Genomic DNA, 20,170 nt, shown 5'->3' on the forward strand with positions numbered 1-20,170 from the left:
CAGCGCTGAGGGCAGGCCGCTCTTTCCGGTCGGGGTGATCAGCCGCGGGGCGTGGTCTTGGGCCGGTGAACACGGGAACCTTTACCGGCACGCCGCCGGTCCGTCGCTGCGGCGTGCGGCGATTTTGTCGGGGGGCTGCCGTAGCGTCGTGGCCACGACCGTGGCGGGCACGTCGTGAATCGAGTCGACTCCGAGCCCGGTCGGACGATCCGGAGCGTGGCCGCAGTGCCGACACAGCTCGGCACCAAGGTCTGAAAGGAACGCCGATGAGTGGTGTACGAGTACTGGTTGGCACGCGCAAGGGCGCGTTCATCCTGACGTCGGACGGCAGGCGCGAACGGTGGGACATCAGTGGCCCTCATTTCGGGGGCTGGGAGATCTACCACCTCACGGGATCTCCCGCTGATCCGTCTCGGCTGTACATGTCGCAGTCCGGTGGCTGGTTCGGACAGTTGATCCAGCGTTCCGACGACGGCGGTGCGACGTGGGAACCGGTCGGTAACCGGTTCCAGTACGAGGGTGTCCCCGGCACTCACCAGTGGTACGACGGCACGCCGCATCCATGGGAGTTCGCACGGGTCTGGCATCTCGAACCCTCGCTGACCGATCCGGACACGGTTTACGCCGGGGTCGAAGACGCCGCCCTGTTCCGCTCGGTGGACGGCGGGCAGACCTGGCAGGAACTGCCTGGGCTGCGCAACCATCGCTCAGGGCCTTCCTGGCAACCGGGTGCCGGTGGGATGTGCCTGCACACGATCGTTCCGGATCCGCGCGATCCCGGGCGTATCGTCGTGGCGATCTCGGCGGCGGGTGTGTTCAGAACGGACGACGCAGGCAAGAGCTGGCAGCCGATGAATCGCGGCCTGCAGTCCGGAGGCATCCCTGACCCGGATGCCGAGGTCGGTCACTGCGTCCACCACATCGCGATGCACCGGTCGCGTCCAGAGGTGCTCTTCATGCAGAAACACTGGGACGTCATGCGCAGTGACGACGCCGGTGAGTCGTGGTACGAGATCAGCGGCGACCTGCCCAGCGACTTCGGATTCCCGATCGCCGTCCACGCGCACGAGCCGGACACCGTCTATGTCGTTCCGATCAAGAGCGATTCGGAACATTACCCGCCCGAGGGAAAGCTACGTGTGTACCGCAGCCGGACGGGCGGAAACGAATGGGAGCCGCTCACAAAGGGGTTGCCACAGAGCCACTGCTACGTCAACGTGCTGCGGGACGCGATGGCCGTCGACTCGCTGGATTCGTGCGGCGTGTACTTCGGTACGACCGGCGGGCAGGTGTACGCATCGGCCGATGCCGGCGACAGCTGGGCGCCCATCGCCCGAGACCTTCCGCCCGTGTTGTCGGTCGAAGTCCAGACGCTGCCATGATCCGTGTCGTGCTCCCGGCGCATCTGCGGAACCTCGCACGTGCCGAAAGCGAGGTGAGGATCCACGTTCAGGGGCAGGTCACGCAGCGCTCGGTCCTCGACGCGCTTGAGGCCCGCTATCCGATGTTGCGCGGGACGATCCGCGATCACGTCACGCAGCGGCGTCGACCGTTCGTGAGGTTCTTCGCCTGCGAACAGGATCTGTCCCACGAACCGCCGGACGCCCCGTTGCCCGAGCCGGTCGCGACGGGGGCCGAACCGTTCATGGTCGTGGGGGCCATGGCGGGCGGGTAGGCGCCGACGCCTGCCGGCCACCATCGCGGGGGCTGGCAGGTAGCCGGTGCGGACGACGAAGCCCAGGCAGGAACGAATCTCTGACCTGGGCTTCTAGGGGGCGAAGAGCCGCAGCAACTCCGCTTGTTCGGGGCGTACGGGAAGTGCCGGGTTGCCGGTGCGCGGGTAGATCTCGGCTGCTGCCCACTGCGCGGCCAGAACACTGGACGCGGTCCCGATCCTGACTCCACGCGCACGCAGTTCGGCGAGTAACCGCCTGGCGTCGAACAGGTACACCGACTCGATACACCAGGGGCGAGTGCCGCCTCGTGACGAAGACGCTCTCGACGCGGGTCCCGTCAGCACGAGATAGAAGTCCAGGGCCGGTCTCTCGGTCACGTCGAGAAGGCCCTCGCGCTTGAGGTACCACTTCACATTGACCGTCTGCCCGCGCAATGGACCGGACGAAAACCGGCCGTCGATCGCGGAGGTCACGGTGGACGGCTCCAGCTCGATTCCAAAGACCTGCGCCGCGATCCAGTCGCCCAGATGGCCGGAGGCCACAGGGCGCTGGATGATCGATGAGATCTTCTCGTCGACAGAGTTACGCTCCCTCAACAGTCGCGCGATCCGTTCCACGTTGACGTCGCTCATGTTGCCCAGCTTTCCAGGGGACTGGATGAGGTGTTTCCGAGATTCCGGACAGATCGGTCAGTAGGTGGCTGATGTCGTTCGGGAGGTAGCTCGCCCACCGGTGCGACGATATGCGTTCCGGCGGCTGTGCATCGCCAAACGGCGATCTCATCTTCCATCTCGGCACGCAGGCCCCGATCGTGCGTCGAGCAGACAGGCCAGGCCCTCCAGATCATCTCCATGATCACTTCTTGGGTGGCGTCGGCGATGCGTGCGAGCCCCGCTCCTGGCCCAAGGCCATTGCCCTGGCAGATGCCTTGGAACTCCACCCAGGCCCCACCCATGCTGTCCCAGTCGGGGACGATCATCCGAAGCGTCCCGGTGATTCCCGTGGTGCGAACATCACGCTCCACGATCTTCAGCTCCTGCTCCAGGGGCACCAGCAGAGTGGGGTCAAGAGCGAAGGTCGGTCCGAAGCCGGTCTCGTCGAGAAGAGCCTTGCCCAGCCGGGGCAGGTCAGTCGCCGTCAGATCGGCGGTGGGGCGTTCAAGGAGCTCGCGTGTAACAGGAAGGGAGGCGCCCCACTCCTCCAGCAGACAGGCGAGCTCGATGAGGGGGCTGGCTTCGAGGCCACCGTCGCGCAACGCCGTGTAGATGCGGTTACTCAACTCGTCGACGATCTGCTCGGCTCGCTCATACTCGGTTTGCCCATAGGAGTCCACGCTGCAGTGTTATCTGCTACATGAGTCCAGGTAAACGGGATTTTCCGCGCGGTAGCGAAGACGTCTGGTGGACCCTGGCGTCATCGACCCTTCCTATCAGCCGGGGCACAATCTCCTTTAGCGAGCATCCTTTTCCGGTAGTACCGGCAGTCCGGTTCCGGAGTCGAGCAGGAGTCGGTTGCCCAGGGGTTTGTTGAGCGTGATGGTGATCCGGGCGGTAAGAAGCATCAGGTTGCAGAGTCGGTCGCTGGTTTCCTCGTCCACGTCGACCACCACCAGGTCTTCGGTCTCGTAGGCGCGGGCGCCGTGGATCTGGTCGCAGCTGCCGTGACCGTACCGGAGAAGCAGGTCCCGGGGCTTCGCCGGGGTGAGGTCGAAGGCCATCACCTCCTCGTGCTCACCTTCTCTTCGGGCCGGGCGCGGGCTGATCTGCGATGGGTGGACCGCCACCCGGCTGAACCTTTCCTTGATGCCCTTCACCGTGAAGTGCCAGGCGGGAACCTGGATCGTCCCCCGGCTGGTGCGCAGCGGCACCTCGCCGAGCTCGGCGCCGGTGACCCTGAGAGGGGTGCAGCCGCCCGGCGGGCACTCCTCGTCGATGAAGTCGGCGGCCTTGCTCCGCTCCGCGTACGCCGTTGCCGCCGTGACCAGCGGAACCGTCAGCGTGGAGCCGTCCGGCCAGCTCATTCGCCTGCTGGGCGGAGTATCCGCGGGCAGTTCGACGTCAAGGGACCATGCGCCGTTGTGCACGCTCAGGGGCACCCAGTCGGGAATCCGTTCTCGCGGCTGGATGTCGAGATCCTCCAGTGGGACGAAGCCTGTCCGCCATGCGCGGTCCTCCTCGGAGTCATGCCAGCGCTCTGCCACTTCACCGGCACGATCCTGGAACTCTCCCGGCGACATGCCGTTATAACCGCATGCGGACAGCAGCAGCGCCAACGAGAGGAACCAGATCGTTTTGCGCAAGACGGCTCCCGAGTCATGAAGAAGAGGAGCCACCGTAGCAGCGAGGGGCTGGTTGGTGATCACCCATCTCAGTCGGGGATGGCGAAGGTGTAGGACCAGACGAAACGGCTTGCCGCGTGTACGCCTCGGGCGTATTCGACGACCTGGCCGTCGGCCGTACGGGTGACGCGACGCAACTCGACGACGGGTTCGCCGGGCGGGAGATCGAGGAGCAGGGTCTCTTCGGCGGTCGGCATCCGGGCGCAGAGATCTTCGGTGATCTCGTGAGGGGCGAGCCCTTTGTCGGCCAGGACCCGGAACCCGCCGCCCTGTCCGGCGATTCCCGGTGAGGGATCGACCAGGGGCGTGCCCTCAACGTCGGCGGAGCGGTAGTAAGAGGTCATCGTGTGGGTGGGGTTGCCTTCGCGGGTCACGACGCGTGCTCGCTCGTACACCGGTGACCCGATCTCGACGCCGAACGCGGTGGCGACGGGTTCATCGGCGGGGACCAGGGATACCTCCTGCGTCTGGTGTCCCTGCTGCTGAGCGGCCTCGCTCTCCGGGGCCTCGGTGGCGAACGCCCGGACAGTGGTCTGTTCCCAGTGGTGCCGCGCGTATCGCTCAGGGCCAAGCCGCCGGATCGGGTGCGACTCGCGTACGTAGGCGCCAGAGCCGTGCCGGGTGGTCACCAGCCCATCCGTCTTGAGCAGAATCAACGCCTTGCCCGCCGTGGTGCGGGACACCTCGTAGCGCTCGGCGAGATCCCGGACCGAGGGCAGCTTTCCGCCCGGTGGCAGCTGTCCTGACGCGATGTCAGCCCGCAGATCAGCCGCTATACGCCGCGCGGGCGAATCCGAATCTATGTGCACGTACCTCACCATCCCCAAAGTGTCGTAGGTCATTTCCTTGACGGCCAGCCTTGGCGCCCTCTAGCGTCAAGTGTCGTACGACACTCTACGACAGACCCGACCGGTGCTGGAACACCGGACAGGCCATTGATCAGAAAGGTTCTCTGGCCCGTGACCAACCATGCTGCTCCGGTCCTTGAACGGCCGGTGAAGAGCGGCTGCGGGTGCTTTGCCGATGCTCCGCCGATGCCGATGGGGTGCGCCGTCTGTGGCCATCCGCCCTATGACCATGGCTGCGACGACACCGCGCCCGATCATGAGTACGCGCAGCCGTCCGGTGCGCTGATGGCCGTCCGCCTGGAGGTCCGCCGCACCGGAGACCTGCCCCTGCCCTGCTTCGAGCCATCCGTCCCCACGGCCCCGACCGAGGTGCTCACGGCGGTGCCCGGTGAGCAGCCCTTGATCGGAACAGGGACATCGGTGCCCACCCAACACGGCTCCGAGCAGGTCCAGGCCACAGAGCCCGTCGTGCCGGTGCCGTTTCGGCGAGGGCGCTGTCGCCGTCGTCCGGCGCTCTCGCCCAGGTCCGCGCCCACTAGACCGTCCCGGCATCGGCCTACGGCCCGCCCTGGGCGAACGGCCACCTGCGCTTTGCCGCGGGCCGTGCTTACCCGATCTCCGTACCGGTCGCTTGGCCCGTACGGCTTACCCCTCCATGTCCTGCACCGCCCCATGAAGCGGGCCCGTCCACCGCTGCGAACGACCGGACGAGCCCTTGATCGGATGGAGGTCCAATCAGTGGACGATGTTAGAGCCAGTGCCCCCGAACCGGCTATCCCCGGCTGGCGGCTGATTCTCAGCGATGCCGGACGGCTGTGGGCGAGCCGGGAGAAGCCCTTCTCCCTGGCCGCCTTCCACGCCGGAGCCGAACGGACCGTCGATGCCGACAGCCTTGACGCGCTGCGGGCTGAAACCGACCGGCAGGAGAGCATCGCGCGGGAGGCTGTCGAGCAGGTGATCTCATGATCCGGCGCAGGGTCGCCCGTTCTCGTGGACGGCACCGTGACGGCCTGGCCGCCGTCCCCGTGCCGCACTACACCTGGGATCACGAGGCCCGCGCGGAGGCCGCGATGCTGGAGATCACCTGGCCGGGGTGGGCCGTGCTGTACGGCACCGGCAGTCGTCTCTTTCATGCCATCGCGACCTGGCCCACCCCCGAGCCGCTGCTTCTGTGTGACCGCACCGTCGAGGGGTTGAAGGCGCAGATGCGCGAGGCGGAGACGACCGCGCTGCTTCACCGCTGGGCGCTCACCTCCACCTCGGTCGGTATCGGGCACTGCTGAGCGGGCACGGCGGCCCCCGGCCTGGGCCGCCGTGCCTTCGACCCGCGTTGTTCAGTCCGCGACGAGGCGGGCCCGCTGTCCCTCGTGTTCGCGTTGGCGCCGGATGACGTAGCTGCCCGGTGGACAGCCGGTGGCGCCGTGCTCGGGGTGGAGCAGGTAGGCGACGGCCGAGGTCTCGAAGGCGCCGATCGCCAGACTTTCGGAGTCCGACACGCCGGTCGTCCACCGGCAGGTGCCCGGGTCGGCGACGAGCGTGTGCGGGTTGCCCCCGGCCGCGCCGCGGAGCAGTTCGATCCCTTCGCCGGGTACGTCCATCCAACCGGCATCGGGCCAAAGCCATATGGACGAGGCGATGACGGAGAGCGGGATGACGATGAGGTCGCCCTGGGCCTGGAGGCCGTGGACGACGGGGATGCTCGCCGACCGCTCAAGGTGGTCGAGCACGGCGAGCCCGGTCTGCCGGGAGAGCGAAGCGAGAGTCACGGTCATGGAGATCACCTCAGGTTCGGCGGAGAAGAAGGGAGTACTGCTCGGCGGAGAGCCCGTAGGTCCAGCCGGCGGCGGCGATCGGATCGTCGAGGAAACCGGGCACGGTCAGCCCGTACCGGCGGCGCTGCCCGTCGCGTTCGACGGACCCGTTGACCGTGAGGAGCACCCTGGTCTCCCCGCGCATGTCGTAGAGCCGCAGCTCCGAGCCGGGGTTGCCGGGGTCCGGTGCGGAGGCGACCAGCCGCAGCCCGGCCCGGTCGATGTAGGACGCCCAGCCGATGTGCTCGATCGCGCACCGCCTGACCTCGACGTTGACCTCCCGCTCGATCCGCTGGACGCTCGGATCGGTGATCACCCAGGGGGGCACCCGCGTCCCGTGCCAGGCGTGCACGTCCCACCCGTCGGCGTACCGCACCGCGGGGCCGTCCGCGCTGTGCAGCCGTACCTCGCCGTCGTCGCCGCACACCTCCGTGCGCATGGTGACGGGGCGCTCGGTGATGACGCACGCGCCTTCACGAGGCCACCACCAGCCACCTGACCGGGCCACCGCCGCCCACAGGTCCAGTTGCCGGTTCTGTTCGGGGGTGAAGAGCACGCCGGCCGCCCGGCGGAGAGCGTCGTAGTGGGCGACCCAGGAGACGCACTGGGTGTCGTACCAGGTGCTCCGAAAGCGGTGTCGCGAGTCGTGCGCCGCCAGAAGCGGCATGCGGAGTGAACCTTCGGTGGACAGTGCGAGCGGGCTGTGAACCTTCTGGCGGATCAGCTGGTCCATCGCCTGACGGCCCCGTCTGACCTGGGCGTCGAGTGCCAGGCACAGCTGTCTCATCAGCGAGGAGAGCCGTGACGGCAGCGGCCACGCGGCGATGCGGTCGACGGTTTCCGAAGGCCGTGGACGTATCCCAGGCGGGACGGTTGTCAGAGCCGTGACCGGCGAGGAGACCCAGTGGAAACGTGGTGGGGCGAGCCCGATCAGGTGGTAGAGCTCGGAGATGGCGGCCTCTGCGGCCGGACGGTCGGCGGGCAGCGTCGACAACGCCCGGCCCAGCCATTCTTCACGGATCTCGGCGGCTTCCCGCCGCACCAGAACGCTCACCGGATGAGGGTGGCGTCGTCCTTTCTCACGATCATGTCCGGAATGGTGACAGATCGACGCGGTGCCTGTCTACAGCAGATGCATACTGAGCCGATCATAAGTATTGAGATTTTCCGAAGGTTCGAGTGGTCCGACCGCCACCCCGGCAGGGAAAGCTTGCCCTCCGATCTTCTCAAAAGTCCCAGAACTTATGATCGGCTCAGTACGAAGCTGGACGCCGTTAGGCAGGCATGAGTCAAGCATGACTTTCTTCCACGAAATGCATTGAACGCCACCAGAGCGTTCATCTTGACCGAGGAACGCCCAGCGAGGGCTGCTGTTCTGTCGTACCCGGCTGGAAGGATCCTGATCCTCACATACCTTCCAGATGATGGAGTTTCACGATATGGGTGACGGACGGCCTGTGGTCTCGGACGTGTACCGGCGCTATCAGCGGCTTCTTGCGGGACACTGGCTAGGGGAAGCCATCTGCTGGACTGTCGTCGTTCCCAACGACGGAGAACCACTCACGCTCACTGAGATCGGCGGGCGTGTGAGTGGCGGCGCCGGCTACGAGGCCAAGGAGATCGCGAGCTTCGAGGATGACTACTCCGACGGGTCCGACTGGTCGATGCTGGTGGATAACTCTGGCCCTGTGACCATGCTGTTCGAATACAACGGGTTCAAGGGAGTCCACGCTCCAACACTTCCGCGCCTCAGCACCAATGCTCGGGCGTACAGCGCCTTCTGGAACGTGAACGCCAACAACCGCATCAGCTTCGCCGCCGACGGGGAGATGATTCTGACGTTTGACACCATGTTCGTCGAGGACTGGATAGACCTGCCCAACCTGGCACGATGGCCCGAACTGCGAACCATGGTGCCCTATTTTGACTGGCAGAACGGGAAGAGTTGGCGAGCGGCGATGCTGGCCGCCATTGAGCTGACCACCGGAGCGCGGTTGAGTGAGGAGTGGGTCGAGCAGGAACGGCCGTATCTGATCTCTCAGGAACCCGTGGCGGACTGAGGACTGTGGGCAGGTCGACATCAAGCCTGGTGTGCGGATGTGAAATGGGATGGTGGGCGGGACCGGAGGGTGGTGGCGGCCTGGAGGAGGACGGCGGTCGGAACGCGGGGGAGAGCCCTTTGTCGGCCAGGACCCGGAACCCGCCGCCCGGTCCGGCGATTCCCGGCGAGGGGTCGACCGGCACGGTCAGCCCATACCGGCGGCGATGCCCGTCGCGTAAGGAACCGGACGTCGCGCGGCAGGTCATCCCGCGACGGTGTTGGCGACGCGCGAACAACGGCGCTGTCTCGCTTTGGGGAGGTGCTTCGGTTGACCGGCAGAATGCGTTTGCGGATTCGCAGACCCCGTTGTCGGTCAACGGTGAATCAAAGGTGTACGAGACGATCGGGGCAGGGGAAACCGGGTGGAGTCGCAGGAGGCCTGCTTATATCGTGGGGGAGTCGAGCGCCCTCATACATTCGCAGGATTCAGACGGGTAATTCGTTTCGCCATGGAGGGCTGGATCTTCCATGCGAGTCGGTATAGACCTCGCATCCGAGGTGGGTGTTCCTGACAGTACTTCAGGGCGCGATGGATCATCTCTGCTCCGCAGACCTCGACCACCCTGCGGTCCAGCGCGTATATCTGCTGTCTCATCATGATCGGTATTCCGATCGCGATGAGAAGTGTCAGTGCCACCGCGATGGACGGGATGAGCGAGTCGAACAGAAAGACCAGTGGGACTACGGCCAGGCCGATCACAACGCCGATGCCGGCCGAGGCTGGAAATGAAACCCCCTCCTTGTGAACACGTGCCCGGTCGGATGCCGCGATGACCCAAGCGAGATCCGCATCCTGGATATGCTCCGGCAGGGCATCGAAGGTAGCGCCGATGACGATCAGGGAATTCTTGCCGCGCCTCTTCAAGGTGCAGTCCGACCCCTGGGGCGGCTCCCCGTAAACCACATCGGGTGGGGTGATCCCAAACCGCTGGGACATCACCTCGACGCGGGAGCGCAGCTCATCCATGTTCACGTGGCCATCATCGAGGGTGAAGATCACGTTCTAGTCGCGAAAGGCGATCAGTGAGTCGGCGGAACCGCTTACCCAGGACGATGTGAAGATCTCCCCGGTTATGCCGACGCACTTCGCGTGGAGCCGCTCACCGTTCCCGGCGCCAAGCCTCGAGACTCCCATCGCTCCGGGTTCACACATCAAGATTGTCCGACACACTGATCGGCATGACAGTCGCCCCCCACACCCTGGCCCCCTGGACTCTCGCCGCGAGACGTTACCGTTTTGGGGCCGCCATCGTCGATATGCTGATCTTTGCGATAGCGACCTCACCGATCTATGGGGTGATCGTCGATGATTCCACCGAGTTCGAGTTGACCCTCGACACCTATCTCAACCCTTACTCGGGAAATCCTTACTGGCCGATCGACGTCGGGCTCGCGGTTCTTCTCGCCGTCTACTACTGGTTGCAGCACGCGCTGTGGGGGCAGACGCTCGGCAAACGACTGTGGCGGTTGAAGGTGGTGTCCAGGAAGACCGGCGAGACGCCGAGTCTGCGCCAGGCGGGAGTTCGTGCCCTTGTCTATTCGGCCCTGACGTTGGTGCCGTATTCCGGGATGCTGATCAGCCTGGTCGACATGTTGTGGATATTCATCGGTTCGAAACGCCGGTGCCTGCATGACGTGATCGCCGAGACCGTCGTGGTCGACCTTACCGGCCCCGGCAGGAAAAAGTTCGGAGTAGGCGGATTCCTGTTCAGCCTGGGGGTCGTCATCACCCTGTGCGCCGCGATCCTGCTCTTCTCGCTACTGGTGGGGAGGTAGCTTTCGCCTCCGCCTAGCACCCCATGGGCGGAGGTACGGAAGAGGAGACCCGGCTATTCACTGACGATGCCGTCGAGGTAGACCCAGGTGTAGTCGTGGCGGACGAAGCGGCTGTTCTCCTGGAGTTCGCCTGGACGGCCGTGTTCGGTGTAGTGGGCGCGGAACTCGACGGTGCCCGCGGCGGAGAACGGGCCGCCCTCGGTGCCGCCGAGGATCTCCAGGCGCGTCCAGCGCAGCGCGGGGTCGAAGCCGACGCCGGGCGGCCTGGTCGTGGGGTGCCAGCTGCGGAGCAGGTACGCCTCGTCGTGCACGGCGAACGCGCTGAAGCGGGAGCGCATCAGCTGTTCCGCGGTGCTCGCCTTGGTCTCCCCGCGGTGCAGCCGGCCGCAGCAGTCGTCGTAGGCCGAGGGCAGCCCGCAGGGGCAGGTCGCCGGGGTGACGCGGACCGGTCGAGGGCGTGGCGTGCGCGGGGACATGGCTCCATTGTGGCTCAGGCCCGCCGGTCCGCTCGCCCCCGACGCCCCGACGCAGGCGAGGCGGGGCAGCGTGGTGGGGGCCTCGGCAGGCGGTGGGTCAGGTGGTTTCGTTGTTCCTGGGCGGCCGGTGCCACAGCGGGTAGGGGATGCCCGCCATCCGGTTGATCACGAACCCCTGGATGACGATGACCAGCACCGCGAGCATCATGATGCCCAGTTGAGGGGGCGTCCGCAGCAGGCCCAGCGCGACGATCAGGGTGGTGGCGCCGGCCGGCGGGTGCGCGGCGTTGAACACCGGCATCAGCCCGCAGGTCAGGCCGAGCGCGATGGCGGAGGCCAGAATCCGGTTGGGGCCGATGCTCTCCAGGTCGGGCGGGGTGTTCAGCAGCCCGGTGACCGCCAGCGCGAACCAGCCGGCCAGCACGCCGATCAGGTGTCCGATCAGGCTGTTGTGCGGCGAGGCCGAAGCGCTCCGCGGCGTGTAGAAGAGCAGGAACGCCGTGGGACCCAGGGACGGGAAGACGAACGGGGCGTTGGTGGTGTAGGCGATCAACGCCATGAGTCCCAGCGAGATGAAGCTGTTGAGACCGCTGTATATGGCGCGCACCAACCGTTCCGGGTGACGCCGCACCAGTTCGTCGAACTGGAGCGCGGCGATCCCGTGCCGGGGCCGGTCGTTCATCGGATCTCCTGAGACTGGAGAGCCCCGGCGTTCAGGCCGGGGTAGTCGGATAACGTTCCGTTCCCGGTCGCGCCGGGGATGGACGAGGCACGCCGGGAAGTGGTCAGATATCGCTCCGCTCCCAGCCGCGCCGGGGGGCGGTGGTGCCGATGACCTGCGGATCGCGGGCCCGGTAGACGATGTAGGGGCGGAACAGGTACGGCACCGGGGCGGTGAACGAGTGCACCAGCCGGGTGAACGGCAGGATCGCGAACAGCAGCAGCCCGGACACCGCGTGGACGCGGTACTCCACCGGAGTGTTCGCCATCAGCGAGACCTCCGGCTGGAAGACGAACAGGCTGCGCACCCAGGGCGAGACGTCCACCCGGTAGTTGTAGCCGGGTCCGGAGGCGTTGATCAGCGTGGTGGACAACCCGAGCCCCAGCGCGCCGACCAGGAAGATGTACATGATCTTGTCGTTGAGGGTGGTGGCGAGGAAGACCGGGCCGGTGGTGCGGCGCCGCCAGATCAGCAGCATGAGGCCGCCGAAGGTGAGCACCCCGGCGGCTATGCCCAGCCAGAGCGCCATCGTGTGGTAGTCGTTCTCGCCGAAGCCGACGGCGCCCGTCCAGCTCTGCGGGATGAACAGGCCGACGAGATGACCCACCAGCACGACCAGCAGTCCGACATGGAAGATCGGACTGCCGAACCGCAGCAGCCGTGACTCGTACAGTTCCGATGAGCGCGTGGTCCAGCCGAACCTGTCGTAGCGCCACCGCCAGATGAGGCCGGTGACGAGCAGGGCGACGGCTGCGTAGGGCAGCGCCCCCCACAGGAAGATGTCAGCGGGCGAGGGCATCGCGGGCCTCCAGACGCGCCTGCCGGTTCCGGTCTGATGTGTACGGGGTCATCCGGTGCCTCCGGGGTTGCCGATGGAATTCCAGGGGAGGAGGCCGGTGGCGTTCAGGCCGACCGGTTCCGGGCCGGCGTCGAGCGGGCGACCCCCCAGCGCGCGGGCCTCCTCGCGGGTGCGGGGAGAGGGGCCGGGCAGCGTGCCGCACACCGCCTCCAGCAGCAGCGCGTACGGCGTGCCGGCTTCCAGCAGGGCGAACCGCAGCAGCTCCAGGCCGGTCCGGTGCTCCTGGAGCAGCGCCGTCCCGTCCTCGGGTTCCAGGGCCGCGTACTCCAGGACGGCCGGCAGGTAGTCCGGCAGTTCGGTGCCGTCCGGGGGGAGGAGCCCGCGGGCCCGGTAGCGGGACTTGAGCGCGGCCAGTGAGAACCCCCGGCGACGGGTGTCCCCGTCGCTCCACCAGGTCAGGTGGAGCGAACGGCGGTTGCGAGTGTCGAAGGTCGCCACATAGTGTTTCTCGGCCCGCAACGGCTCCTCGGCCGCCAGGTGGTCGACGAACCCGGCGACGGCGGCCACCGCCGGATGCGCGCCGCTCTCGGCGAGCGCGGCCCGGATCAGCGGCAGCCGGTCGAAGAGATCCCGGTCGGGATAGTCCAGGCACAATCCGGCGGCCCGGCGTACCACGGCCCGGTCGTTCGCGGACGGTCTCCGTTTCCGGGAGGTCCAGCGCGGTCTCACGGGTTCGGCCCTTTCCGGAAAGGCCGTCGAGTGGTCTCGCCTTCCTGGGGAGGCCGCCCGGTGATCTCGCCGGGACCGGCATCCGGTCCGGGGCCTCCTGCGCCGTCCGCGTTGTCGCCGGACCCGGGAGGGAACATTCCCTCGGGCAGGCCACGGCCGTCCCAGTTGAGCAGGTTGACCCGGCCGCGCAGGCCGGAGGTGTCGGAGGAGCGGTCGGCCGTGCTGCGGTCACGCAGGGTGTGGAAGGTCTCCACGGACAGCGGTGCCGGACGTCCGGACGCCTCGCCGAACGGTCCCGAGGCGGTGCCGCCGCCCATCCCGGGACCGCCCTCGTAGTCCAGGCTGCATCCGGTCAGCGCCGTCTCCTCCAGGGCGCGGACGTCCCCGGCGACGGCGGTCGGGATGACGTAACGATCCTCGTACTTCGACAGGGCCAGCAGCCGGTACATGTCGTCCAGCTGCTCGACGGTGAAGCCGACCGACTCGGCGATCGCCGGGTCGACGGCGTCACCGAGGTTGAGCCGCCGCCGGTGGGCGCGCATCGCGGCCAGCCGCCGCAGGGACAGCTCGACAGGGGCCGGGTCGCCCGCGGTGAACAGTTCGGCGAGATAGGAGACGGGGATGCGCAGCTTCTCGATGGCGCCGAACAGGTTCTCGTGGTCCTCCCCGTCATGCCCGGCGGCGGTGATCGCCTCCACCACGGGGGACAGCGGCGGCACGTACCAGACCATCGGCAGCGTGCGGTACTCCGGATGCAGGGGCAGCGCCACCCCGTACCTGGCGATCAGGTCGTAGACGGGAGAGCGGCGGGCCGCCTCCATCCACTCGTGCGGGATGCCCGCCCGCTCGGCCTCGACGCCGACCCGCGGGTCGTGCGGATCGAGGAAGACGCCGAGCTGCGCCGGGTAGAGATCCTGCTCGCGCGGGGTGGCGGCGGCCTGCGGCACCCGGTCGGCGTCGTAGAGGAGCACGCCGATGTTCCGCAGCCGCCCCACACAGGTCTCCGAGCAGACGGTGGGCAGCCCGACCTCGATCCGCGGGAAGCAGAAGGTGCACTTCTCGGCCTTGCCGGTCTTGTGGTTGAAGTACATCTTCTTGTACGGGCAGCCGGTCACGCACATCCGCCACCCCCGGCAGCGGTCCTGGTCGACCAGCACGATCCCGTCCTCCACCCGCTTGTACAGCGCGCCGGACGGGCAGGACGCCACGCAGGACGGGTTGAGGCAGTGCTCGCAGATCCGCGGCAGGTAGAACATGAACGTCTGCTCGAACTCCAGCCTGACCTTCTCCTGGATCCGGCTGAGGACGACGTCGTCCGCACCGTGCTGCGGCATGCCGCCCAGGTTGTCGTCCCAGTTCGCCGACCAGGCGATGGTGCTCATCGGCTTGCCGCTGAGCAGTGACCTGGGCGCCGCCACCGGGAAGTCGTCGCCGGCCGGCGCCTCGGCGACCGACTGGTAGTCGTACGTCCACGGCTCGTAGTAGTCGCGGATGTTGGGCAGCAGCGGGTTGGCGAAGATGCTCGCCAGCCGGCGCGCCCGGCCCCCGGCCCGGGGGACCAGCCGGCCCCGCCGGGTCAGCTTCCAGCCGCCGCGCCACCGCTCCTGGTCCTCGTAACGGCGCGGGTACCCCTGCCCGGGACGGGTCTCCACGTTGTTGAACCACACGTACTCGACCCCGGGCCTGCTGGTCCAGGTCTGCTTGCAGGTGACCGAGCAGGTGTGGCAGCCGATGCACTTGTCGAGGTTCATCACCATGGCGATCTGCGACATCACCCGCATCAGTACTCGACCTCCTGGGCGCGCCGCCGGAGCACGGTGATCTCGTCCCGCTGGGTGCCGACCGGGCCGAAGTAGTTGGGGAAGAAGGTCAGTTGCCCGTAACCGCCGATGAGGTGGGTGGGTTTGAGCAGTACGCGGGTCAGCGAGTTGTGGATGCCGCCGCGCCGGCCGGTGGCCTCGCTCCTGGGCACCGCGATGACCCGGTCCTGGGCGTGGTGCATGTAGACGGTCCCGGCCGGCATCCGGTGCGAGACGATGGCCCGGGCGACCACGACGCCGTTGCGGTTGACCGCCTCGATCCAGTCGTTGTCGACGACGCCGATGGCCTCGGCGTCCTGCGGGCTGATCCAGATCACCTGGCCGCCCCGGGAGAGCGAGAGCATGATCAGGTTGTCCTGGTACTCCGAGTGGATGGACCACTTGTTGTGCGGGGTGAGATAGCGGACCGTCACCTCCCGGGTCCCATCGGCACCGAGGACGGGCTCGCCGAACAGGCGGTGCATGTTCAGCGGCGGCCGGTAGGTCGGCAGGTTCTCGCCGAGTTCCCGCATCCAGTCGTGGTCGAGGTAGAAGTGCTGGCGCCCGGTGAGGGTGTGCCAGGGTTTGGCGTGCTCGACGTTGATGGTGAAAGGGCTGTAGTGGCGGTCGCCGCTCTCGTCACCGGCCCACTCGGGGCTGGTGAGGGTGCGCTGCGGTTGTGCCTGGGTGTCGGCGAACCGGATGCGCCGATCCGCGTCCGCGCGGCCCAGCCCGGCCAGGCCGCCGCCTGCGGAGCCGACCCGCCGGTCCAGGGTGTGGAAGCCCTGGTCGGCTAGGCGGCCGTTGGTGGAGCCGGACAGCGCGAGTATCGCCTCGCACGCCTTCTCCTCGGTGTCGATCAGCGGCCGTCCGCCGGCCGGGCCGCCGCGCGCGGTTCCGTTCGCGGCGGCGAGCTCGGCGAGCTCGGAGCCCACCTGGTAGACGACGCCCTTGCAGGGCAACCCCTTGGAGTCGGCGAGCGGGCCGAGCGTGCGCATCTGGTCGAAGACCGCAGTGTAGTCCCGCTCGACGATGGTCAGCGCCGGCATCGTCCTACCCGGCACCGGCGTCGAGGAGTCGGCCCGCCAGTCCTGGGCGGCGCCCAGCGGGTTGCCGATGTCGCCGGGCGTGTCGTGGTTGAACGGGGTGGCCACCAGGTCGTACCGGGTTCCCAGGTACCGGACGGCCATCTCGGAGAAGACCCTGGCGATGTCGTTGAAGGTCTCGAAGTCGGTGCGCGCCTGCCAGGGCGGTTCCACGGCGGGGTTGAACGAGTGCACGAACGGGTGCATGTCGGTGGCGTTCAGGTCGTGCTTCTCGTACCAGGTCGCGGCGGGCAGGGTGATGTCCGCCAGCAGGGCCGTGGAGGTCATCCGGAAGTCCAGGGAGAGCAGCAGGTCGAGCTTGCCCTCGGGGGCCGGATCACGCCACCGCACGTCCCGTGGCCGGGTCTCCTCGGGGGCCTCGGTGGCCCGCAGGTTGTCGTGCGTGCCGAGCAGGTGGCGCTGGAAGTACTCGGCGCCTTTGCCGGACGAGCCCAGCAGGTTGGCCCGCCAGGTGAGCAGGATGCGCGGCCAGTTGTCCGGATGGTCGGGGTCGTCGATGGCGAAGCCGAGCCGGCCGGCGGCCAGCTCGGCGGCGATGTGCTCGTTCGGGTCCCGGCCGGAGGCGCGCGCCTCGTCGGCCAGGTCCAGCGGGTTGCGGTCGAAGGTGGGGTAGGTGGGCATCCAGCCGAGCCGGGAGGACTGGGCCAGGACGTCCACCGCGGTCATCCCGGCGAAGCGGCCCGCCCCGAGCGGCGAGGCCAGGGCGTCGGCGCGGAAGTGGTCGTAGCGCCACTGGTCGGTGTGCAGGAAGAAGAACCCGGTGCCGATCATCTGCCGGCTGGGCCGCTGCCAGTCGGCGGCGGTGGCCAGCGTGGTCCAGCCGGTGAGCGGGCGGCACTTCTCCTGGCCGACGTAGTGCGCCCAGCCGCCGCCGTTGCGTCCCACGCAGCCGGTGAGCAGCAGCAGGGTGATGAAGTTGCGGTAGGTGGTCTCCGAATGGAACCAGTGGTTGGTGCCCGCCCCCATGAGGATCATGCAGCGGCCGTCGGTGCGCTCGGCGGTCTGGGCGAACTCCCTGGCGATCCGGATGGCGGCGGCGGCCGGCACCGAGGTGATCGTCTCCTGCCAGGCCGGGGTGCCGGGTGCCGCCGCGTCGTCGTAGCCGGTCGGCCAGTCGCCGGCAAGCCCGTCCCGGCCCACCCCGTAGCGGGCCAGCAGCAGGTCGAAGACGGTGGTGACCAGCGGCCCGCCGGGTGTCACCCGCCCCGCGGGCACGCCGCGCCGCAGTATCGCGCCCGAGCCGTCGGCGGTGTCGAACCGGGGCAGCAGCACCTCGACGCCGGTGGCCTCCGCGTCGCCGTACAGGGTGAGCCGGGGGACCACGTCGCCCAGCCTCAGGTTCCACCGCCCCTCCTCCTGTGACCAGCGGTCGGCGACCGTGCCGTTCGGGATGATCGGGGTGCCGGTGGCGTCGTCCAGCAGCACGGTGCGCCAGGCGGCGTGTTCCAGCGTGGCCGGCTCGCCGCCGAGGTCGGTGGCGCGCAGGAACCGCCCGGGGATGTACGCGCCGTCCCGCTCCTCCAGCGTCACCAGGAACGGCAGGTCGGTGAAGCGGCGGACGTAGTCGACGAAGTACGGCACCTGCCGCTCGACGAACCACTCCCGCAGGATCACGTGCCCCATCGCGGCGGCCAGCGCGCCGTCGGTGCCCGGATGGGGATGGAGCCAGTCGTCGGCGAACTTGGTGTTGTCGGCGAAGTCGGGGGAGACCACCACCACCTTCTGGCCGTTGTAGCGGGCCTCGGCCATCCAGTGCGCGTCCGGTGTCCGGGTGACCGGAACGTTGGAACCCCACATGATCAGATAGGCCGCGTCCCACCAGTCGCCGGACACCGGCACGTCGGTCTGGTCGCCGAACACCTGGGGGGAGGCCACCGGCAGGTCGGCGTACCAGTCGTAGAACGACAGCGCCTGGCCGCCGATCAGTGCCAGGAACCGGGTGCCGATCGCGTGGGAGAGGACCGACTGGCCCGGGATGGGGGTGAACCCGGCGATCCGATCCGGACCGTATCTCTTGATGGTGTAGATGTGGGCGGCGGCGATCATCTCCAGCGCCTCGGACCAGGTGACGCGCACCAGCCCGCCCTTGCCGCGCGCCTGCTGGTAGCGTCGCCGCCGCTCCGGGTCGCCCACCACGTCCGCCCAGGCCAGCAACGGATCCCCGAGCCGCTCCTTGGCCTGGCGGTACATCTCCACGAGCACCCCGCGCGCGTACGGGTATCGCACCCGGGTCGGCGAGTAGGTGTACCAGGAGAACGCCGCCCCCCGAGGGCACCCCCGCGGCTCGTACTCGGGCCGGTCGGGGCCGGCCGTCGGGTAGTCGACCTCCTGCGTCTCCCAGGTGATGATCCCGTTCTTGACGTACACCCGCCAGCTGCACGATCCGGTGCAGTTCACCCCGTGGGTGGACCGCACGATCTTGTCGTGTGACCACCGGTCCCGGTAGAAGGTGTCGGAGTTCCGGCCACCCCGGTAGGAGACATCTCTTAGGTCATCGGAGTAGGTGCCCCGGCTGAAAAACCGCCCCACCCGTAGCAGCGCCTCCGCCGCTCCCTCCGTTGTGGGTTTCCCGGCCGTTCGCTTGTTGACCATGCGATGTATCTACCGGCGGATTTATCGGGCAACCGGCCAGGCCCGCAAACTTTGGGTATTCGCCCCCTTACCTTCGGTGGCGGCCATGTCCGGGCCGCACATGTGGAAAGGCCGGGCCGTCCAGCGGTCACAGCTCCTCGGGCGGGGCCGCCGACATCACCTCGATCGGCTTGTTCGGCGGCTTGCCGCCGGGGCCGGGCGCGGCCTCGGTGAGCTTCCTGTTCGTGTCGTGCGTGAACTCGATATGGGCTTTGGTGTCCTCGACGGGTCGGCGGGGCCTCGTCCTACGGTTGCCCGCTGAACCGCATCGGCATCATGTATTTCATGTTCGGGCGCCGTTCTCGGCGTTCTCCCTCACAGGTAGAAGCAGCCCCGGTCGTTTTCGACATTCTGCCGGACATTCGTACGGAAAAATCCGCTGGAGTTCACCCGGCACACCCGGCGGGCCGCTATGGGACGGGCGTCCGGCGCCGCGGGCGGCGGCACGCGGTCCCGCTCGTCGCGGCGGCCGGAGGTGGGGAGCGGGCGGGACTACAGGCCCATCTCGCGGGTCAGCAGCAGGTGTGCCCGCTCGATGTCGGCGTGGGTGTGGCCGGGGATGCTCCGGTCGAGCTGCTGGAGAAGGTCCATCAGAGCCTGCTTCTGTGCCATGTGCCGGACGGGGATCTGATCAAGGTCCACGTTGATGAGCCAGTCGAACAGCACCACCGCGTCGGCGGTCCTCAGGCTCAGCGCGGTCATGTCCGAGGCTGCCATCCTCAGGCCGGGCGTTCCGCTCATGCGAGCAACCTACCCCCATGCCTATATGCGAAATAACCCGCTTTGTCATCTCAATGTGCCGGACTTACGGCGGGACCGGAACTACCGCCGAGTAGTGATCGAAAACATTCGAAAATCAATAGAAAGGGATATTGTGTGCGCTTTTTGACCGTTAGCTTCATGCGCAGTCAGCAAATGTCCGGATTTGAGCTTGTCTGGCGGCTCCGGCCACCCCGAAGACCCGCCCGGGCGGCGGGAGGAGCCCCGGGGGAGGACCTCACCGCCCGCTGAGCGCCGCCCACAGGGTCTCGAACTCCTCGGAGGTCAAGGAGTTCAGGCCGAAGTCGCCGGGATAGATCGGGCCCTCGGCCAGGAAGCCGTGCTCGTCCTCGATATGGTTCCACGAGTACGTGCGGGCCACGCCGTCCGAGCCCAGCTCGGCGTGGCGCACGGGCCAGTACTCCCCGCCGCTGTCGATGACGGTCTCGAACAGCCACACGTGGCCGTCGCCGTCCATCCCGTGCCAGTACAGGTGCGGCCGGTCGCTCTCGTCGAGCGCCCGGATCGTTTCCTTGCGACGGTCTTGCAGCATTCTGCTCCTAATGTTCACCAAAAGCAGTCCGAGGGCGCTTATCCTGC

21 protein-coding genes are annotated in these 20,170 nt (G+C 67.8%); 6 read left to right on the forward strand and 15 right to left on the reverse strand.

Going from position 1 to position 20,170, the window contains the following annotated elements; genetic code table 11:
* The first annotated feature begins 65 nt into the window (after positions 1-65).
* The gene (locus tag AB0K21_RS16535; protein WP_364150695.1) at positions 66-1,382 is read left to right on the forward strand and encodes an exo-alpha-sialidase; all 1,317 of its coding nucleotides are present in this window, start codon (positions 66-68) and stop codon (positions 1,380-1,382) included.
* An 8-nt stretch (positions 1,383-1,390) separates the two neighbouring features.
* Positions 1,391-1,675, forward strand: coding sequence for a MoaD/ThiS family protein (locus AB0K21_RS16540; RefSeq protein ID WP_364150698.1), 285 nt, complete (start codon positions 1,391-1,393; stop codon positions 1,673-1,675).
* Between the two features lie 93 nt (positions 1,676-1,768).
* Here the strand turns inward: AB0K21_RS16540 and AB0K21_RS16545 are convergent, their stop codons facing one another.
* The 4 genes from AB0K21_RS16545 to AB0K21_RS16560 form a co-directional block, all read right to left on the reverse strand.
* Positions 1,769-2,308, reverse strand: coding sequence for a hypothetical protein (locus AB0K21_RS16545; RefSeq protein WP_343964921.1), 540 nt, complete (start codon positions 2,306-2,308; stop codon positions 1,769-1,771).
* Positions 2,305-3,009 (reverse strand): hypothetical protein, encoded by a 705-nt coding sequence (locus AB0K21_RS16550; protein ID WP_343964919.1) that lies wholly within the window; start codon positions 3,007-3,009, stop codon positions 2,305-2,307. Before AB0K21_RS16550 ends, AB0K21_RS16545 begins: the two co-directional genes overlap by 4 nt.
* 117 nt (positions 3,010-3,126) lie before the next feature.
* Complete coding sequence (locus AB0K21_RS16555; RefSeq protein WP_364150703.1) at positions 3,127-3,975, reverse strand: hypothetical protein; 849 nt, start codon at positions 3,973-3,975, stop codon at positions 3,127-3,129.
* 68 nt (positions 3,976-4,043) lie between these two features.
* Complete coding sequence (locus AB0K21_RS16560; RefSeq protein WP_364150706.1) at positions 4,044-4,856, reverse strand: GntR family transcriptional regulator; 813 nt, start codon at positions 4,854-4,856, stop codon at positions 4,044-4,046.
* A gap of 744 nt (positions 4,857-5,600) precedes the next feature.
* Here AB0K21_RS16560 and AB0K21_RS16565 point away from each other — a divergent pair.
* Together AB0K21_RS16565 and AB0K21_RS16570 are read left to right on the forward strand one after the other, a co-directional pair.
* Complete coding sequence (locus AB0K21_RS16565; RefSeq protein ID WP_364150709.1) at positions 5,601-5,828, forward strand: hypothetical protein; 228 nt, start codon at positions 5,601-5,603, stop codon at positions 5,826-5,828.
* Positions 5,825-6,145: a hypothetical protein gene (locus AB0K21_RS16570; protein WP_364150712.1), complete on the forward strand. Its 321-nt coding sequence runs from the start codon at positions 5,825-5,827 to the stop codon at positions 6,143-6,145. The genes AB0K21_RS16565 and AB0K21_RS16570 overlap by 4 nt, the downstream gene beginning before the upstream one ends.
* A gap of 51 nt (positions 6,146-6,196) precedes the next feature.
* Here the strand turns inward: AB0K21_RS16570 and AB0K21_RS16575 are convergent, their stop codons facing one another.
* Both AB0K21_RS16575 and AB0K21_RS16580 read right to left on the reverse strand, forming a co-directional pair.
* Complete coding sequence (locus tag AB0K21_RS16575; protein WP_343964909.1) at positions 6,197-6,634, reverse strand: hypothetical protein; 438 nt, start codon at positions 6,632-6,634, stop codon at positions 6,197-6,199.
* Positions 6,635-6,644: 10 nt separating this feature from the next.
* Positions 6,645-7,727, reverse strand: coding sequence for a DUF6745 domain-containing protein (locus AB0K21_RS16580; RefSeq protein ID WP_364150715.1), 1,083 nt, complete (start codon positions 7,725-7,727; stop codon positions 6,645-6,647).
* Positions 7,728-8,094: 367 nt separating this feature from the next.
* Here AB0K21_RS16580 and AB0K21_RS16585 point away from each other — a divergent pair, with 367 nt between their 5' ends.
* On the forward strand, positions 8,095-8,733 hold the full coding sequence (locus AB0K21_RS16585) for a DUF6461 domain-containing protein (RefSeq protein WP_364150718.1): 639 nt from the start codon (positions 8,095-8,097) through the stop codon (positions 8,731-8,733).
* A gap of 450 nt (positions 8,734-9,183) precedes the next feature.
* On the opposite strand, the gene AB0K21_RS16590 is transcribed toward AB0K21_RS16585, so the two are convergent.
* Positions 9,184-9,774: a hypothetical protein gene (locus AB0K21_RS16590; RefSeq protein ID WP_364150721.1), complete on the reverse strand. Its 591-nt coding sequence runs from the start codon at positions 9,772-9,774 to the stop codon at positions 9,184-9,186.
* Between the two features lie 179 nt (positions 9,775-9,953).
* On the opposite strand from AB0K21_RS16590, the gene AB0K21_RS16595 reads away from it, so the two are divergent.
* Positions 9,954-10,550, forward strand: a complete 597-nt coding sequence (locus AB0K21_RS16595) for an RDD family protein (protein WP_364150724.1) — start codon at positions 9,954-9,956, stop codon at positions 10,548-10,550.
* Positions 10,551-10,603: 53 nt separating this feature from the next.
* Here AB0K21_RS16595 and AB0K21_RS16600 read toward each other — a convergent pair whose 3' ends face one another.
* The 8 genes from AB0K21_RS16600 to AB0K21_RS16635 all read right to left on the reverse strand — a co-directional run bounded on the left by AB0K21_RS16600 (position 10,604) and on the right by AB0K21_RS16635 (position 20,123).
* On the reverse strand, positions 10,604-11,026 hold the full coding sequence (locus tag AB0K21_RS16600) for a YchJ family metal-binding protein (protein ID WP_364150727.1): 423 nt from the start codon (positions 11,024-11,026) through the stop codon (positions 10,604-10,606).
* Positions 11,027-11,123: 97 nt separating this feature from the next.
* Entirely contained in the window at positions 11,124-11,708 is a 585-nt protein-coding gene (locus tag AB0K21_RS16605; protein WP_343964901.1) for an HPP family protein, read from the reverse strand.
* A 103-nt stretch (positions 11,709-11,811) separates the two neighbouring features.
* Positions 11,812-12,546 (reverse strand): respiratory nitrate reductase subunit gamma, encoded by a 735-nt coding sequence (narI, locus tag AB0K21_RS16610; RefSeq protein ID WP_343964899.1) that lies wholly within the window; start codon positions 12,544-12,546, stop codon positions 11,812-11,814.
* 48 nt (positions 12,547-12,594) lie between these two features.
* Positions 12,595-13,275 carry a nitrate reductase molybdenum cofactor assembly chaperone gene (gene narJ, locus AB0K21_RS16615; RefSeq protein ID WP_343964897.1) on the reverse strand — a complete coding sequence of 227 codons (681 nt, stop codon included), beginning with the start codon at positions 13,273-13,275 and terminating at the stop codon, positions 12,595-12,597.
* Positions 13,272-15,056, reverse strand: a complete 1,785-nt coding sequence (gene narH, locus AB0K21_RS16620) for a nitrate reductase subunit beta (protein ID WP_364150732.1) — start codon at positions 15,054-15,056, stop codon at positions 13,272-13,274. The genes narJ and narH overlap by 4 nt, the downstream gene beginning before the upstream one ends.
* On the reverse strand, positions 15,056-18,772 hold the full coding sequence (locus AB0K21_RS16625) for a nitrate reductase subunit alpha (protein ID WP_364150735.1): 3,717 nt from the start codon (positions 18,770-18,772) through the stop codon (positions 15,056-15,058). Before AB0K21_RS16625 ends, narH begins: the two co-directional genes overlap by 1 nt.
* 531 nt (positions 18,773-19,303) lie before the next feature.
* Entirely contained in the window at positions 19,304-19,552 is a 249-nt protein-coding gene (locus AB0K21_RS16630; RefSeq protein ID WP_343964891.1) for a hypothetical protein, read from the reverse strand.
* 256 nt (positions 19,553-19,808) lie between these two features.
* Positions 19,809-20,123, reverse strand: coding sequence for a hypothetical protein (locus AB0K21_RS16635; RefSeq protein ID WP_364150739.1), 315 nt, complete (start codon positions 20,121-20,123; stop codon positions 19,809-19,811).
* Positions 20,124-20,170: the final 47 nt, after the last annotated feature.

It is taken from the genome of Streptosporangium sp. NPDC049248, assembly GCF_040678965.1.
Lineage (GTDB): Bacteria > Actinomycetota > Actinomycetes > Streptosporangiales > Streptosporangiaceae > Streptosporangium > Streptosporangium fukuiense.

Bases quoted from the DNA above. Each gene is read 5' to 3' on its own strand.
- narI (WP_343964899.1), bottom strand. From the start codon at position 12,546: ATGCCCTCGCCCGCTGACATCTTCCTGTGGGGGGCGCTGCCCTACGCA.
- AB0K21_RS16595 (WP_364150724.1), top strand. From the start codon at position 9,954: ATGACAGTCGCCCCCCACACCCTGGCCCCCTGGACTCTCGCCGCGAGA.
- AB0K21_RS16575 (WP_343964909.1), bottom strand. From the start codon at position 6,634: ATGACCGTGACTCTCGCTTCGCTCTCCCGGCAGACCGGGCTCGCCGTG.
- narH (WP_364150732.1), bottom strand. From the start codon at position 15,056: ATGCGGGTGATGTCGCAGATCGCCATGGTGATGAACCTCGACAAGTGC.
- AB0K21_RS16630 (WP_343964891.1), bottom strand. From the start codon at position 19,552: ATGAGCGGAACGCCCGGCCTGAGGATGGCAGCCTCGGACATGACCGCG.
- AB0K21_RS16605 (WP_343964901.1), bottom strand. From the start codon at position 11,708: ATGAACGACCGGCCCCGGCACGGGATCGCCGCGCTCCAGTTCGACGAA.
- AB0K21_RS16560 (WP_364150706.1), bottom strand. From the start codon at position 4,856: ATGACCTACGACACTTTGGGGATGGTGAGGTACGTGCACATAGATTCG.
- AB0K21_RS16570 (WP_364150712.1), top strand. From the start codon at position 5,825: ATGATCCGGCGCAGGGTCGCCCGTTCTCGTGGACGGCACCGTGACGGC.
- AB0K21_RS16545 (WP_343964921.1), bottom strand. From the start codon at position 2,308: ATGAGCGACGTCAACGTGGAACGGATCGCGCGACTGTTGAGGGAGCGT.
- AB0K21_RS16585 (WP_364150718.1), top strand. From the start codon at position 8,095: ATGATGGAGTTTCACGATATGGGTGACGGACGGCCTGTGGTCTCGGAC.
- AB0K21_RS16600 (WP_364150727.1), bottom strand. From the start codon at position 11,026: ATGTCCCCGCGCACGCCACGCCCTCGACCGGTCCGCGTCACCCCGGCG.
- AB0K21_RS16635 (WP_364150739.1), bottom strand. From the start codon at position 20,123: ATGCTGCAAGACCGTCGCAAGGAAACGATCCGGGCGCTCGACGAGAGC.
- AB0K21_RS16625 (WP_364150735.1), bottom strand. From the start codon at position 18,772: ATGGTCAACAAGCGAACGGCCGGGAAACCCACAACGGAGGGAGCGGCG.